Raw genomic sequence first — 14,767 nt, 5'->3', positions numbered from 1 at the left:
GCGGCATACCATAGAACCTGCGCAGCATTGGGTCATAAGACACTATGCCTGACCCTCGGGGATGTCTCCGCACCTCTGGGTCAGGCACATGTTCTCTTCCGGCAGGTTCCGGTGATCGGCACGGTCGCATCCATCATCAGCGGCCCGATCTGGTCGGAACACCTATCGAGCATACAAAAGCAAACCGCCCTGACAGGATTAACAGGGCGCATCAAGGCACGCGCCACCCTGATAACGCCAAACAGCGCCGCCGACCCCATCGCACGGCGCGCCATCCCGATTATGACGCCAGCAACCTCGGCCATCTGGGATTTGCGAACGGACCTCCGCGCGGGGCTCTGCCAGAAGTGGCGCAACCGTCTGGTCAAAGCAGAAGCATCCGGTCTGTCGATCCGCAAAGCGCCTCTTCCAACCGCGCCCGATCACTGGCTTCTGAGAACCAACGCGGAACAAGCCAAGCTGAAACGCTTCCGCCCCTATCCGCCCGCCTTTATCGCCACATGGGCGCGCACGCAGGGCAAGGGCTTTACCCTGACTGCCCTCCACAAAGGCAACCCGATTGCCGCCCTCTTGATCCTGATACACGGCGACAGCGCCACCTACCAGATTGCGTGGACCACCGCTGAGGGACGCAAGGTGCACGCGCAAAACCTTCTGCTGTTCTTTGCCGCGCTGACCCTGCGCGACAAAGGGGTCACGCGGCTCGACCTTGGCATTCTGGACACCGATCGCGCCGCAGGTCTGGCCCGCTTCAAACTCGGCACAGGGGCACAGGCCCACACCCAAGGCCCCACAACCCTCATTGGCCCTTTCACGCGCCTGTTTGCCAAATAGAAAAGGGGCAGACGCCCGATAACGCCTGCCCCTTCATCTTGGTAAAAATACCCAATTGCCGCGACAGCGGCCCAGAGCGTCAGCTCTTATTCGGAGACTTCAACCTTGGTCATCACGTCAGGTTCGCCAACAACAGCGCCATTGCGACCCGCGCCGCGCTTGATCGCATCAACCACGTCCATGCCCTCGGTCACTTCGCCCACGATGGTGTAGCCACCATTCAGATGGGGCGCAGGCGCGAACATGATAAAGAACTGCGAGTTCGCCGAGTTCGGGTCCTGAGACCGCGCCATGCCGACAACACCGCGCTCGAACGACTTGTCCGAAAACTCGGCCTGCAGGTCCTCGCGATCCGACCCGCCCATACCGGCGCGGCGGATGTCAAAGCCTTCGCCCATTTTGCCGAACTGCACGTCACCCGTCTGCGCCATGAAGCCGTCGATCACGCGGTGGAACACCACGCCATCATAAGCCCCTTCGGCTGCCAGAGCGGTGATCTGCTCGACGTGCTGGGGGGCGACATCTTCGAACAGGTCCACGTGAACGGTGCCGTTGGCCTCGCCCGCGATGGTGATGTCCAGACCGGTTGCCAGTGCGGGGCCTGCAACCAGTGCAAACCCCAGAGCCAACAGATTACGCATCCGCGGCCACCTTGACGCTGATCATGCGGTCAGGGTTCGCAGGGGGCTCGCCGCGTGCGATCTTGTCTACGAACTCCATGCCGGAAATCACACGGCCATAAACGGTGTACTGACCGTTCAGGAAGTGGTTGTCCTTGAAGTTGATGAAAAACTGCGAATTCGCCGAGTTCGGGTTCATCGAACGCGCCGCACCCAGAGTGCCACGGTCATGGGGCAGTTTGCTGAATTCTGCGGGCAGATCAGGCTTGTCCGAACCACCAGTGCCTGCGCGGCCGGGGTTGTAGTCCTTTTCCATGTTCGCGTGCTGCACGTCGCCGGTCTGCGCCATGAAGCCGTCGATCACGCGGTGGAACGCGACGTTGTCATACGCGCCTTCGCGGGCCAGTTCTTTCATACGTTCTGCATGCTTGGGCGCGACGTCGGCCAGCAGTTCGATGGTCACGGTGCCGTCCTTCAGTTCGATCAGGATGGTGTTTTCAGGATCTTTGATCTCGGCCATAACTGGTCCTCTCATTGGTATTTGCGCACAGACTTAAGCCTTGGACGCAGGATTGCCAAGCTAAGCCGTTGACCTGAGCGTCCCGACACGCGAAGAAACGCGCAGGTTATATTTAGGAGGAGCCACGATTATGGCCTGGAAAACCCTCGACCAGATGGACCTGAACGGCAAACGCGTTCTGACCCGTGTAGATATCAACGTTCCGATGAAAGACGGGGTCGTCACCGACGCCACCCGTATCGAACGCATCAAGCCCACCATCGACTCGATCTTTGCGGCTGGCGGCACCCCTGTTTTGCTGGCGCACTTCGGTCGCCCCAAGGGTCAGGTTGTGCCGGAAATGTCCCTGAGCCACGTCGCCCCCAAGGTCGAAGAGGTTCTGGGTCGCAAGGTGACCTTCATCGAAAAGCCTGATTCCGCTCAGTTGGATGCCGCCGACGCCGGCAGCATCATCCTGATCGAAAACACCCGTTTCGCTGCCGGAGAAGAGAAAAACGACCCCGAGATGGCCAAGTTTCTGGCAACTTTGGGCGACGTTTACTGTAACGACGCGTTTTCTGCGGCGCACCGCGCCCATGCCTCGACCGAGGGTGTCGCGCACCTGCTGCCCTCCTGCGCGGGCCGCAACATGGAAGCCGAACTGACCGCTCTGGAGTCCGCACTGGGACAACCCGAACGTCCCGTGGTCGCTGTCGTCGGTGGTGCCAAGGTCTCGACCAAGCTGGAACTGCTGTCGAACCTGATCGAGAAGGTCGATTATCTGGTGATCGGTGGTGGCATGGCCAACACCTTCCTTGCGGCACAGGGCATCAACGTGGGCAAATCGCTCTGCGAGCATGACCTGACCAGCACCGCCAAAGAGATCATGGACAAAGCCAGCGGCGCAGGCTGCGAGATTGTTCTGCCCGAAGATGTTGTCGTGGCTTGGGAATTTGCCGCGAACACCAAGCATGAAACCGTCGCGAACACCGCCTGCCCCGAGGATGCGATGATCCTGGATGCAGGCACAGCTGCGGTCGAAAAGATCGTGTCGGTGTTTGAGCAGTCGAAAACCCTGATCTGGAACGGCCCCCTTGGTGCCTTCGAGATCGAGCCCTTCAATGCTGCGACCAATGCCGCCGCCAAGGCAGCCGCCGTGTTGACCCAGCAGGGCAAACTGATCTCGATTGCAGGTGGCGGCGATACCGTTTCGGCACTGAATCAGGCCGGTGCGGCTGACGACTTCACTTACATCTCCACCGCTGGCGGTGCGTTTTTGGAGTGGATGGAAGGCAAAACCCTGCCTGGCGTCGCCGCTCTGGGCTAGGTCTTACCACAAAATGGGGGGGATGTTTGAGAATGTCCCCCCAAATTTGGGGTATTCCCTGATTTGTATCGTTGTGGCAATATGTTATCCACAGGCTAATGCAACGAATAGAGCGGAAAACCGCCAGAGGCAGCATGTCGAACCAACGTCCCGGTCTCGGGTTCTTGATATACTTCACTGCGGCCTTTACGTTAGGTCTATACTTTACTTTCGCTGCGGTTCAGGGTGATTACGGCGTATTCCGCCGCGCTGAGATCGAGGCAGAAACACTGGCGCTTCGCGCCGAGCTTGCATCGCTGCAAGCAGATGTCGACAGGATGGAGAATTTAACTCGTCGCCTGTCTGACGGATTTTTGGATCTGGAGCTGCTCGACGAGCAAGCCCGCGAGGTCCTTGGGATGGTTCGCTCCGACGAGATCGTCATCCGTTAAGAATACTTGTCACCACTCACACGACAAGGCCGCTCCCTTCGGGGGGCGGTTTTTTTGTATACGAATTACACGTTTTGTAAAAAATTGCACACCAGGCAGCCCCACTCCTCCTAACAGATGCGCAGAAAGACTCTCGTTTTTCGGGTGTGCAAGATTTTCTCTCGCATCATGGAAATAGATGCGATATAGATAGTTCAACGTTAAACTATTTGCTTGAAAATGGGAGGGGACGGATTATGGCCACTCGGAAAAGTCCAGCAAAACCGAATGTATCGGCGGACGAGCTGCTCGAATACTATCGTGAAATGCTGTTGATCCGCCGGTTCGAAGAAAAGGCCGGCCAGCTTTATGGCATGGGCCTGATCGGCGGGTTCTGCCACCTGTATATTGGTCAGGAAGCTGTTGTTGTCGGCCTTGAGGCGGCAGCAAGCGAAGGTGACAAGCGCGTCACATCCTACCGCGACCACGGCCACATGCTGGCCTGCGGCATGGACCCCAAGGGCGTCATGGCCGAACTGACCGGCCGCGAAGGCGGCTATTCGCGCGGCAAAGGCGGCTCGATGCACATGTTCTCGAAAGAGAAGCACTTCTACGGTGGCCACGGCATCGTGGGCGCGCAGGTGCCGATCGGTGCCGGTCTGGCATTCGCCGACAAATACCTTGGCAATGACCGCGTGACCTTTGCCTACTTTGGCGACGGCGCGGCGAACCAGGGTCAGGTCTACGAGACCTACAACATGGCGCAACTCTGGGAACTGCCGGTCATCTTCGTGATCGAGAACAACCAGTACGCCATGGGCACCTCGGTCGCACGTTCGACCAAATCCCCTGCCCTGTGGAAACGTGGCGAAGCCTATGGCATCGCAGGTCAAGAAGTGGACGGCATGGACGTTCTGGCGGTCAAAGAGGCTGGCGAGAAAGCTGTCGCACACTGCCGCGCAGGCAAAGGCCCCTACATTCTGGAAGTGAAAACATACCGTTACCGCGGTCACTCCATGTCGGACCCTGCGAAATACCGCACCCGCGAAGAAGTGCAGAAGATGCGCGAAGAGCGTGACGCAATCGAACACGTGCGCGAACTGCTGCTGTCCGGCGGCCACGCGTCCGAAGATGACCTGAAGGCCATCGACAAAGAGATCAAGTCTGTTGTCAACGAAAGCGCCGAGTTCGCCAAGGAAAGCCCCGAGCCCGCGCTCGACGAACTCTATACCGACATCTACGCCGCGGAATTGCCCGCAGGCCAAGAAGCAGACGCCTAAGGGAGAGGACATAGGATTATGGCAACCGAAGTTTTGATGCCCGCCCTTTCGCCCACGATGGAAGAGGGCACACTAGCCAAATGGCTGGTCAAAGAAGGCGATACCGTAAACTCTGGCGATATCCTCGCCGAGATTGAAACCGACAAAGCGACCATGGAATTCGAAGCTGTTGATGAAGGCATCATCGGCAAGATCCTGATCGCCGAAGGCACCGAAGGCGTAAAGGTGAACACCCCCATCGCCGTGCTGGTCGAAGAAGGCGAAAGCGCTGACGATGTGGCGACCTCTTCTGCCCCTGCAGAAGACGCTGCGCCTGCTGCCGAAGCTGCCCCCAGCGCGCCCGCCGCGCCCAAGGGTCCGGTCGAGGTTGTTGTCCCCGAAGAGCAGGACATCCCCGAAGGCACCGAATTCAAATCCATGACCGTCCGCGAAGCGCTGAACAGCGCCATCGCCGAAGAACTGCGCCGCGACGAAGGCGTGTTCATCATGGGTGAAGAGGTCGCTGAATATCAGGGTGCCTACAAAATCACCCAAGGCCTGCTGGACGAATTCGGCGCCAAGCGCGTGATCGACACCCCCATCACCGAGCACGGCTTTGCCGGTGTGGCTGTGGGTGCCGCGTTCGGTGGTCTGAAGCCTATCGTCGAGTTCATGACCTTTAACTTCGCGATGCAGGCGATCGACCAGATCATCAACTCTGCTGCGAAAACCCTGTATATGTCGGGCGGCCAGATGGGCGCACCGATGGTGTTCCGTGGTCCGAACGGCGCCGCCGCCCGCGTTGGCGCGCAGCACAGTCAGGACTATGCAGCTTGGTACGCGCAGATCCCCGGCCTGAAGGTTGTGATGCCCTACTCGGCAGCGGACTACAAAGGTCTGTTCAAGACCGCTGTGCGCGATCCGAACCCGGTCATCTTCCTCGAGAACGAGATCTTGTATGGCAAATCGTTCGACGTTCCGGTTCTGGACGACTACACCGTCCCCTTCGGCAAAGCCAAAATCTGGCGCGAAGGTACCGATGTGACCATCGTCTCGTTCGGCATCGGCATGACCTACGCGCTCGAAGCCGCTGACAAGCTGGCTGAAGAAGGCATCAGCGCCGAAGTCATCGACCTGCGCACCCTGCGTCCGCTGGACAAAGACACCGTGATCAAGTCGGTCATGAAGACCAACCGCTGCGTCACCGTCGAAGAAGGCTTCCCCGTCTGCTCGATCGGCAACCACATCAGCTCGATCCTGATGCAGGAAGCGTTCGACTATCTGGACGCACCGGTGATCAACTGCACCGGCAAGGACGTTCCGATGCCCTACGCCGCGAACCTTGAAAAGCTGGCGCTGGTCACCACCGACGAGGTGATCGACGCTGTCAAACAAGTCACCTACCGCTAAGGAGATCGCAGAATGCCTACCGAAATCCTGATGCCCGCCCTGTCTCCGACCATGGAAGAGGGCACACTGGCCAAATGGCTGGTCAAAGAGGGTGACACCGTGAACTCGGGCGACCTGCTGGCCGAGATCGAAACCGACAAAGCCACCATGGAATTCGAAGCCGTGGACGAAGGCGTGATCGGCAAGATCCTGATCGCCGAGGGCACCGAAGGCGTGAAGGTCAACAGCCCCATCGCGGTTCTGTTGGCCGAAGGCGAAAGCGCGGACGATATCGGAGCGGCCCCTGCGGCGGCTCCGGCAGAAGCGCCCAAGGCCGAAGAGACCAAAGCTGCGGCGGCAACGCCTTCGGCTGCGGCCCCTGCTCCTGCGGCGGCGACCACCGACAGCGGTGACCGCATCTTTTCGTCGCCCTTGGCGCGTCGCATTGCGGCGGACAAAGGTCTGGACCTGAAGTCGATCAAAGGCTCGGGCCCCCGTGGCCGTATCGTCAAAGCCGACGTGGAAAACGCAACTGCCGCGCCCAAGGCCGAAGCCGCCGCGCCTGCAGCTGCGCCCGCCGCTGCCGCCGCGCCTGCGGGTCCGTCGACCGACGCCGTGCTCAAAATGTACGAGGGCCGCGAGTTCGAAGAGAAGAAGCTCGACGGTATGCGCAAGACCATTGCGGGCCGCCTGACCGAAGCCAAGCAGACCATCCCGCACTTCTACCTGCGCCGCGACATCAAGCTGGACGCGCTGCTGAAGTTCCGCAGTCAGCTGAACAAGCAACTCGAAGGTCGCGGTGTGAAGCTGTCGGTCAACGACTTCATCATCAAAGCTTCGGCTCTGGCGCTGCAAGCCGTTCCCACCGCAAACGCGGTCTGGGCCGGTGATCGCGTGCTGGAACTGAAGCCTTCGGACGTAGCCGTTGCGGTTGCGATCGACGGTGGTCTGTTCACGCCCGTCCTGAAAGATGCCGAGATGAAGTCCCTGTCCGCGCTGTCGGCAGAGATGAAAGATCTGGCGAAACGTGCCCGTGACCGCAAACTTGCGCCCCACGAGTACCAAGGCGGCAGCTTTGCCATCTCGAACCTCGGCATGTTCGGCATCGACAACTTCGACGCTGTGATCAACCCGCCCCACGGTGCGATCCTTGCGGTTGGTGCTGGTGTGAAAAAACCGGTGGTGAACGCAGACGGCGAAATCGAAGTGGCGACCGTCATGTCCGTCACCCTGAGCGTTGATCACCGTGTGATTGATGGCGCACTGGGAGCCGAGCTGCTGAAGGCAATCGCAGAGAACCTCGAGAACCCGATGATGATGCTCGCATAAAGAGTGTATCGATTAGGATCGAAAGATAGCGGAATAGACCCAATGGGCAGTTTGAAACGTTATAAACAAAAGTAGTAGTTTCAATCTCAAGAAAGCCGCTCACTTTCAAAATCACAGGGACGAAACGGACACTGCCGTTTCGTCCCTTTCTCTTTTAAGCCCTTATTTCCTTGGATTATTCTCAGTGCTCATTTTCGCGCCATGGCGCGAATCTAAAGTGCAACAATGGAATCAGAGAAACGCGACAAACCAAAAAGGCGGAGCTGCAAATATGCAACTCCGCCTTACCATTAAGGATATTGGTGATGTCAGCCGTGCGAGGGGAAATTGTGGTCCATGCTCAGCGACGGTTGGCTGCACCCTGCCTCTCCGACGATGCGCGCGGGCACACCGGCAACGGTCTTGCAGGGCGGCACGTCTTGTAGAACCACAGAGCCCGCCGCAACGCGCGAGCAGTCACCGACCTTGATGTTTCCAAGCACCTTGGCACCGGCACCGATCAGGACGCCATTGCCGATCTTGGGGTGACGATCCTCTTCTTCCTTGCCCGTCCCGCCAAGGGTTACCGAGTGCAGCATAGACACGTTGTCACCGACCACGGCAGTCTCGCCGATGACGATCGAGTGTGCGTGGTCGATCATGATGCCACGCCCGATGCGCGCTGCAGGATGAACGTCCAGACCAAACTGTTCAGAAATCCGCATCTGAAGGAAGTATGCCAGATCGTGCCGTCCGGTGCGCCACAGCCAGTGCGCCACGCGATAGCTCTGGATCGCTTGGAACCCTTTGAAGAACAGCAAAGGCTGGATGTACCGCAAGCATGCGGGGTCGCGGTCGTACACAGCGACGATGTCAGCGCGTGCCGCCTCGCCCAAGGTTTCGTCGCTGGCATACGCCTCTTCGGCGATCTCACGCAGCAGTTGGCCCGACATCTCGGGCGAGGACAGCTTCATCGCCATCCGATAGGTCAGCGCACGCTCAAGCGATCCGTGGTGCAGGATCGTTGAGTGGACCAGCCCCCCAAGAAGAGGCTCTTCGATGATGGCCGCTTCGGCCTCTTCTACGATGCGGGACCACACAGGGTCGATCGCGGCAATTTTCGGTTGTGTCTCAGGCATCGGACCCTCCGCTCTTTCGAACAGTGTAACAGATAGGATCGGATGGCGAAATGCAAGGACGTGATTGTGAACAGGCGGCACTTTCAAAGCGCCGCCTTTTGTTTTTATCAGCCGATATTGAGTGCGGCGCTTGGGCCCGCTCCGAACAGGTCAGAAATCTGCGCAACTTCAATACGATAGCCCCCGACAACACCATCCGAAGACCGTTGTGCAGACGTATAGGTGAACTGCGGTTCTGTAAGTCTCTCTTCGCGGACGAGAGAGCCCTGTGCAAAAACACGCAGGGCATAGGCCTCAATTGTTTCAGCCAGCGGCACGTCCTCGCGGCTCCAGTCATCGCCGCCGATACGCGTTCTACGTACCCAAGACAGATGGTCATCCCCGCCCGAACGGACCTGCGCCAAATGACAAGGGCGATAAGGTGCCAACCCGCGGCCGACAAACGTGACGTCCTCGGTGGTGTAGGCGCGGTCGTCATAGGGACGGCCCACTGGGCCCGAGCGCAGGTACATCGGCAGGTTCAGGGACTCGGCCGGCAGATCAAGCTGATCCAAAGCCCCGTCCACTAGTACAAAATAGCTGCCCTTGGGCCACGCGCCAGCTTGGGTCCAGTCCGTCCCCGCCTGCCCGCGCAAGAAGCCGGACAGTCGGTAGCGCCCGCCCCCCAACGGTTCGGCCTTGCGGAATTGGATCAGCTCCCATCCATCCGAAGCACCCGACCCAATGGCGGCAAGATTTGCGCCCGACAGAAACGCAGCCTCATCCACCGAATAAAGGTCACCCGACACCAATGTCACCTCGATAGACACGCCCCTTTGCTCGGCTCCGATCGGCGCAAAGGGCAGCGCCGTGTCCAACTGGCCCAGCGTCGCAGGCGCATCAAGCGTTGTTGCCAGCGTATATCCAGCATCGGTCCGGCTGGAATAGACGTTGACGCCACCCGGCCACGGATCACCTGACGCCGCGAGATAGGGTGCATGAGCGACCTCATCCCCGCGCAGCAAGGGCAACTCCATCGGCAGGCAGATAGCAGGCAGAGGCGGCACGTAGGGCGCCGTAATGGGGATCTCTGCGATCTCTGGCGCGGGTGTGTAGACGGACGGATCCACGCGCACTGCCTCGACCTCTCGGCCCTCAGCAACGGTCACACGTTCGACACGGTAGATATCCTGCGGCGCATCCACAAAGGCGACAAAATCTCCGGCACACACATCGTTGCGAGAGGGCGGGAGCGCAAATGCGCAGGTCTCTCGGCTTGTTTGCGCCTCTGAGAGCCAGCGGTCTGCGGCCTGTTTCGCTTCCCCTCTGGTCAGGACAACAGGCACCTCGTTCTGTGAGGGGCGCTGAACACTATCCCACGGTCCACGCGTGTCGACAGACACGGGTTCGAAGCCCGCGTCCGCCTCGAAGAAAGACAGGCCAACGGTATTCGGCACCTCTAGGTCAGACGCCCGCGCCTGCCGGATATCCCCTTCGTCGTCCGCCAGCACGCGCTCGCGGTCCAGCATCTTGACCTGTGCATCGGAGCGGGAACGAAATACCAGCGTGCCGCCCTCTTCCACCGCATCAAAGCCGTGAGTCACCATGAGCCCTTGCAGCGCGGCACGGGCGGACTGGGGGCCCGTTTCCGAATATCCCCGAACCACTCCGTATAGCTGCGAGGTGTCAACATCCAAAACGCCAGCAGAGGCGCAAATCTCGGCCACGACGGAGGCCAGCGTTCGATGCCCACTCCGGCCCGTGATCCAATGTCCGCGCTGATAGTTTGGCGCATCCTTCCATAGGCCACCGTGATTGGGAAATGCCGGGTAGGGACGCGCATCCCAAGCCCACACAAACATCCGGTCAGCATCCAGCATCGGACCACCATAAACCGGCGAAACGGGGTTCTTGGACGCATCCTGCCAATATTCGCGCATCACACGCAGGTATTGCATCTGGATGAACTCGTCCCGCTCTCCTGTGGAGTAATGGGGCAAAGCAGACTCAGAAGACTTTGGGTCGACGAATTTGTTCGGCTGGTTGGTGCCTTTGTTGACCGCTGCGCATCCTATTTCCGTGAACCAGATTGGCTTGGCAAAGGGCTCCCACGCAGTTGGAGTGTCCGCACGCAGACCGGCGATACGCTCGTGGTGATGGCTCGTCCACCAACTGCGAATGTCCTTGTAGCGGTACACCCAAGGCTCCCCGTAGGCGCCATCGGTGATGGGTGCGCGCTGCTGCAAATCGCGCGCCTCATCGCTTGGGTAATACCAGTCGTAGCCTTCACCGCCTTCGATGTTCTGCTTCAGGTAGGCCGGGTTGTAGGCTGTGTGCCAATCCGCATCGACGTGATCGTTGCCGTCGCGCCAGTCCGAAAGCGGCATATAGTTGTCAATTCCGATAAAATCGATCTGCGGGTCAGCCCACAGTGGGTCCAAATGGAAGTAGCGATCGCCGGTGCCATCTTGGGGCTGATACCCCCAATACTCAGTCCAGTCCGCCGCATAGCCCAGTTTGACATCAGGCCCGAGGATGGTGCGCACGTCCGCGGCCAACGCCTTCAAGGCATCGACGACCGGAAAACCGGAGACACCGCGAATTTGTGTCAAAGCGCGCAGTTCAGACCCGATACAGAAGGCATGTACGCCGCCTGCCAGCTCACACAGTTTGGCATAATGAAGGACGAAACGGCGCAAAGACCATTCGTCTGGTCCATCGTATAAGACTTGCCCGTCTTCAATCCGAAAGTCGCTGGGCTGTGCCGTTCCGACAAAGGAAGCGACCTCTGCATCCGCCATTTCTGTCCCATCGGGCGTATTGCTCAGTGTTGGTGCGGTAGACAAGGTGATCCGGCCGCGCCACGGCAAAGCCGGCTGCTCTTCACCCTGTCCCCAAGGATCGGGCAAGCCGTTGCCGCCGAGCTGATCCATCAAGATGAAGGGATAGAACATCACCTCTTGACCCACAGCGTTCAAATGCTGGATCGCTTCCACCACGGACTGATCTGCGGGCGTCCCACCGTAGACAGGATCGCCGTCAAGCTGCACGACTTGCTCTGCCTCAGCGCGAAGTACCCCGCTGACTTGCCAAGGCATGCCAACTCCATCATGCGCGGTCTGCTCGACCTTTGGTTTGATCGAGCACGCACCACATCGCAGATCGTTTCCGAACCAAGACACAACGAGCGATGTTGCACGGCAATTCGGCGCCTCCTCGGTCAACGCGTGCACCGAGGATTCAAAGTCGCTCATGCCTGAGTAACTGTTCACATTGGCCGAGGAATTACGTCCCAACCCTTTCCCGTAGTGAACGGGCGTGGTCGCCAAAGTGTATTCTCCAGAGCCCGGGATCATCGCAACGGCGGTGATATCTTTAGACACGTCGCCGTGCTCTGACACATGATCAGGTGCATGGCGCACGACCTCGAAGCTGAACTGAGGGACACGGTTTCCGAAGTCTCCGAGTGGTAAGTCCTCTAGCACCACATAGGCCGTCCCACGATAGGCGGGAACGGCATCGGTTCCTTCTATCGCTTCAATCAAGGGGTCCGGCTGCTGGTCTACTTCGCCGCGGTAAACACGCATATTCAGGGTAGACAGATCCACCTCTGAGCCGTCCGCCCAGACTCGGCCAACACGCGCGATCTCGCCCTCGCACAAAGCGATCGCGAGATTGATAGAGTACGTGTAGCGCTGGGTTGTCGAAGAGTGCGAACCAGAGGAGCCTTTGCCCCCGCCACTTCGCGAGGTCTTGGTGTGAACGGTTTCTTTGAATCGCGTCGCCCAGATGATCTGGCCTGAGACGCGCGTACGGCCGTAAACTTTGGCAATCCCTTCACCTTCGGACGAAGAGCCGATGCGCAGTCGATTTGTGCGCCCAACTTCGACGGTGGATCCAGCGCTCGTTTGATTCGAGAAGAGACGCGAGTCCAGCGCTTGTCCCAAAACTGCGCCGGTAGCACGTCCCAGTGTCGCCATTCCCAAGCCGCCGAGGCTTCCGCCCAGAAAACCACCCAATGCCCCGCCCGCCGCGGATAATACGATTGTCGCCATCACTTTACCTCATTGGGAAATTCAAAACGCGCCACGATCCTGCGGCGCCAAGGAGCACTGAGCGGGCTGTCGAGAACCGCATGATTGCCGAATGCATGAATGAAGCGCGGGGCATTACCGCAGGCGCTCTGTAGCCCCAAATGCTTTGCTACGCCGCCGTGCCGCATCCGGAACAAAAGAACATCGCCCTCTGCTTCCTTCGAGAGTGGCTTTGCGACGAGGTGCCGGCACGCCGCACGCCACAGCGCCTCGTCGCCTTGTGGCTCTGACCAATCTGCCGTGTAGCTCGGAATTACCTCCGGTTCCCGCCCATACAAATGACGCCAAACTCCGCGCAGGAGCCCGAGGCAATCTGTGCCGAAACCCTTCGCGCTAGCTTGATGAAGATAGGGCGTTCCGATCCATTCTCTCGCCTCCGCGAGTGCTGCTTGTGATCGTGCGCTCATCGACGGCTCCCCCCGTCCTTCGGTTCGGACATATTCGGGTAGCGCATCATCCAATCGTCGCCCGGCAAATCGGGAAAACCCTGAAAGTTCGGTGTGTTCCGGAACTTAAATCGACAAGTCGAGAACAGCTTATCACAGCCTGCATTCACGGTAACTTGGGTGCCAAGAGCGGGCTCACGGGGCAGAGGATGCCAAAGTTCGATTCGGCGACGTCCGTCGGTCACGCCATCGGACTTGACAGCGCCCTCTACAACCTGACCCAAGCCGGTTTCAAACTTGACTGTCCCACGCGCAAACCATCCAGCATCATGCGCGGCTTCAGTCTCAATCAAAAGCACTCTCTTATCGATGACTTTTCGCACCGTACCATTCAGTTGGTAAAGGGGTTGGTTCAGATGCACCCCACAAGCCCGATCCCCAAGGACAGCCCCGCACCCCTTTTGAAAAGTTCGACCACGCGGCTGCGCTAAAAGATCAGACAAGCCGCGCAGCTCTGCCTGAAACATGCCACCCGACTGGCGGATATCTCCCAGCTGACCTCGGAAAAGCAATTCCCGTTCAGACAGATCTTGCCAGTTCACCTGCCACAAGGAGAATGCAGCGGCATCGTAGAGCCCAGCCGCGATGTCCTCGGACGAAATCTTGTCCGAACTTAAGACGCCAAACGCCTCTGCGTTATCAACTGACAAGCCAGTGGATTGCTCCAACGCTGAAGAGCTCATTCCCCCATGTGGGCGAAAGATTGTTCCGTCGAATTCAAGAACACCATCATGATCTGTGAACCCTAGTGCATGACCATCAGCACGCACCAAGCGCCACGCACGGCACATCGTCGTCGCTGATTTATCCTGGTTCTGAGCCCCGACGTTCATAGCCGCACCTCCACAACAGGGACGTCCGGTACCTCGCCCGCGTTGAACCGTGACATCGCGATCTGAATCGTATCCGTGTCAAATCGTACTGGAACATCGAATTCGAAACCGGCCGTGATTGGCGCATCACTTTCAGGCGGGGCAACAAAAGTGATCTCGCCCGTCGTGTCATCCAGCGACCAATCAATGCCTTCGTGCATTTCGTTTCCCGCAACGGCCATCCGCACCGTCGCACGGACCGGCTTCGCGATGGGCCGCGCGTAGCTTTGTGCGCCCGAGCGGTACTCTTTGCGCAGCTGAAACGTCATCGTCTCGCCATCACCGATCGCAATTTCTTGGTCTTCGGGTGTGATCGGTGCCTGACCTTTTGCCGACCGAAAATCGCTCCAGTCCTTCCATCGGAAGCTATGGAGTTGCCCTGCCCGCGCTTCAAAGAAGGCGATTACATCCTCCAAATCCGCCGAAGAGCGCACCCCCATTCCAGCGTCATAACGGCGACGAGAATGGTGCCACGGGGTATTTCGCTCTTCGTAGCCGTTCGATAGTGTCACAATTTGGGTGCGGCGCTCTGGTCCGCCCAAGGCGCCAAAGCTGATGTCGGTGGGAAACCGAACTTCGTGAAAAGCCATT

At 59.0% G+C, this 14,767-nt stretch carries 13 protein-coding genes; 6 read left to right on the top strand and 7 right to left on the bottom strand.

Annotated elements, in window-relative coordinates; genetic code table 11:
- Window positions 1–111 precede the first annotated feature (111 nt).
- On the top strand, window positions 112–834 hold the full coding sequence (locus tag N4A58_RS02830; RefSeq protein ID WP_293707633.1) for a GNAT family N-acetyltransferase: 723 nt from the start codon (window positions 112–114) through the stop codon (window positions 832–834).
- Between the two features lie 86 nt (window positions 835–920).
- On the opposite strand, the gene N4A58_RS02825 is transcribed toward N4A58_RS02830, so the two are convergent.
- The gene (locus tag N4A58_RS02825) at window positions 921–1,475 is read right to left on the bottom strand and encodes a peptidylprolyl isomerase (RefSeq protein ID WP_293707631.1); all 555 of its coding nucleotides are present in this window, start codon (window positions 1,473–1,475) and stop codon (window positions 921–923) included.
- Window positions 1,468–1,974, bottom strand: coding sequence for a peptidylprolyl isomerase (locus N4A58_RS02820; RefSeq protein WP_072706564.1), 507 nt, complete (start codon window positions 1,972–1,974; stop codon window positions 1,468–1,470). Before N4A58_RS02820 ends, N4A58_RS02825 begins: the two co-directional genes overlap by 8 nt.
- A gap of 130 nt (window positions 1,975–2,104) precedes the next feature.
- Between N4A58_RS02820 and pgk the strand changes: the two genes are divergently transcribed.
- The 5 genes from pgk (at window position 2,105) to N4A58_RS02795 (ending at window position 7,667) form a co-directional block, all read left to right on the top strand.
- A complete protein-coding gene (gene pgk / locus N4A58_RS02815; protein WP_293707627.1) occupies window positions 2,105–3,280 on the top strand; it encodes a phosphoglycerate kinase in 1,176 nt (391 codons plus the stop codon).
- A gap of 134 nt (window positions 3,281–3,414) precedes the next feature.
- Window positions 3,415–3,711, top strand: a complete 297-nt coding sequence (locus N4A58_RS02810) for a septum formation initiator family protein (RefSeq protein WP_072706710.1) — start codon at window positions 3,415–3,417, stop codon at window positions 3,709–3,711.
- A 236-nt stretch (window positions 3,712–3,947) separates the two neighbouring features.
- The gene (gene pdhA, locus N4A58_RS02805) at window positions 3,948–4,970 is read left to right on the top strand and encodes a pyruvate dehydrogenase (acetyl-transferring) E1 component subunit alpha (RefSeq protein WP_072706566.1); all 1,023 of its coding nucleotides are present in this window, start codon (window positions 3,948–3,950) and stop codon (window positions 4,968–4,970) included.
- An 18-nt stretch (window positions 4,971–4,988) separates the two neighbouring features.
- Window positions 4,989–6,359: a pyruvate dehydrogenase complex E1 component subunit beta gene (locus tag N4A58_RS02800; RefSeq protein WP_293707620.1), complete on the top strand. Its 1,371-nt coding sequence runs from the start codon at window positions 4,989–4,991 to the stop codon at window positions 6,357–6,359.
- Window positions 6,360–6,371: 12 nt separating this feature from the next.
- A complete protein-coding gene (locus tag N4A58_RS02795; RefSeq protein WP_293707618.1) occupies window positions 6,372–7,667 on the top strand; it encodes a pyruvate dehydrogenase complex dihydrolipoamide acetyltransferase in 1,296 nt (431 codons plus the stop codon).
- A 308-nt stretch (window positions 7,668–7,975) separates the two neighbouring features.
- Here N4A58_RS02795 and cysE read toward each other — a convergent pair whose 3' ends face one another.
- The 5 genes from cysE to N4A58_RS02770 all read right to left on the bottom strand — a co-directional run bounded on the left by cysE (window position 7,976) and on the right by N4A58_RS02770 (window position 14,766).
- Complete coding sequence (gene cysE / locus N4A58_RS02790) at window positions 7,976–8,785, bottom strand: serine O-acetyltransferase (protein WP_072706569.1); 810 nt, start codon at window positions 8,783–8,785, stop codon at window positions 7,976–7,978.
- A 107-nt stretch (window positions 8,786–8,892) separates the two neighbouring features.
- Window positions 8,893–12,819: a glycoside hydrolase/phage tail family protein gene (locus tag N4A58_RS02785; RefSeq protein ID WP_293707616.1), complete on the bottom strand. Its 3,927-nt coding sequence runs from the start codon at window positions 12,817–12,819 to the stop codon at window positions 8,893–8,895.
- The gene (locus tag N4A58_RS02780; protein ID WP_293707613.1) at window positions 12,819–13,265 is read right to left on the bottom strand and encodes a peptidase; all 447 of its coding nucleotides are present in this window, start codon (window positions 13,263–13,265) and stop codon (window positions 12,819–12,821) included. The genes N4A58_RS02785 and N4A58_RS02780 overlap by 1 nt, the downstream gene beginning before the upstream one ends.
- Window positions 13,262–14,137, bottom strand: coding sequence for a DUF2163 domain-containing protein (locus tag N4A58_RS02775; RefSeq protein ID WP_293707610.1), 876 nt, complete (start codon window positions 14,135–14,137; stop codon window positions 13,262–13,264). The genes N4A58_RS02780 and N4A58_RS02775 overlap by 4 nt, the downstream gene beginning before the upstream one ends.
- Entirely contained in the window at window positions 14,134–14,766 is a 633-nt protein-coding gene (locus N4A58_RS02770) for a DUF2460 domain-containing protein (protein WP_293707607.1), read from the bottom strand. Before N4A58_RS02770 ends, N4A58_RS02775 begins: the two co-directional genes overlap by 4 nt.
- Between the last annotated feature and the right edge of the window lies 1 nt (window position 14,767).

Origin of the sequence: Donghicola sp. (genome assembly GCF_025210255.1) — a bacterium.
In the GTDB taxonomy this organism is placed as follows: Bacteria; Pseudomonadota; Alphaproteobacteria; order Rhodobacterales; family Rhodobacteraceae; genus Donghicola; species Donghicola eburneus.
This window is presented reverse-complemented; position numbering and strand designations above follow the sequence as displayed.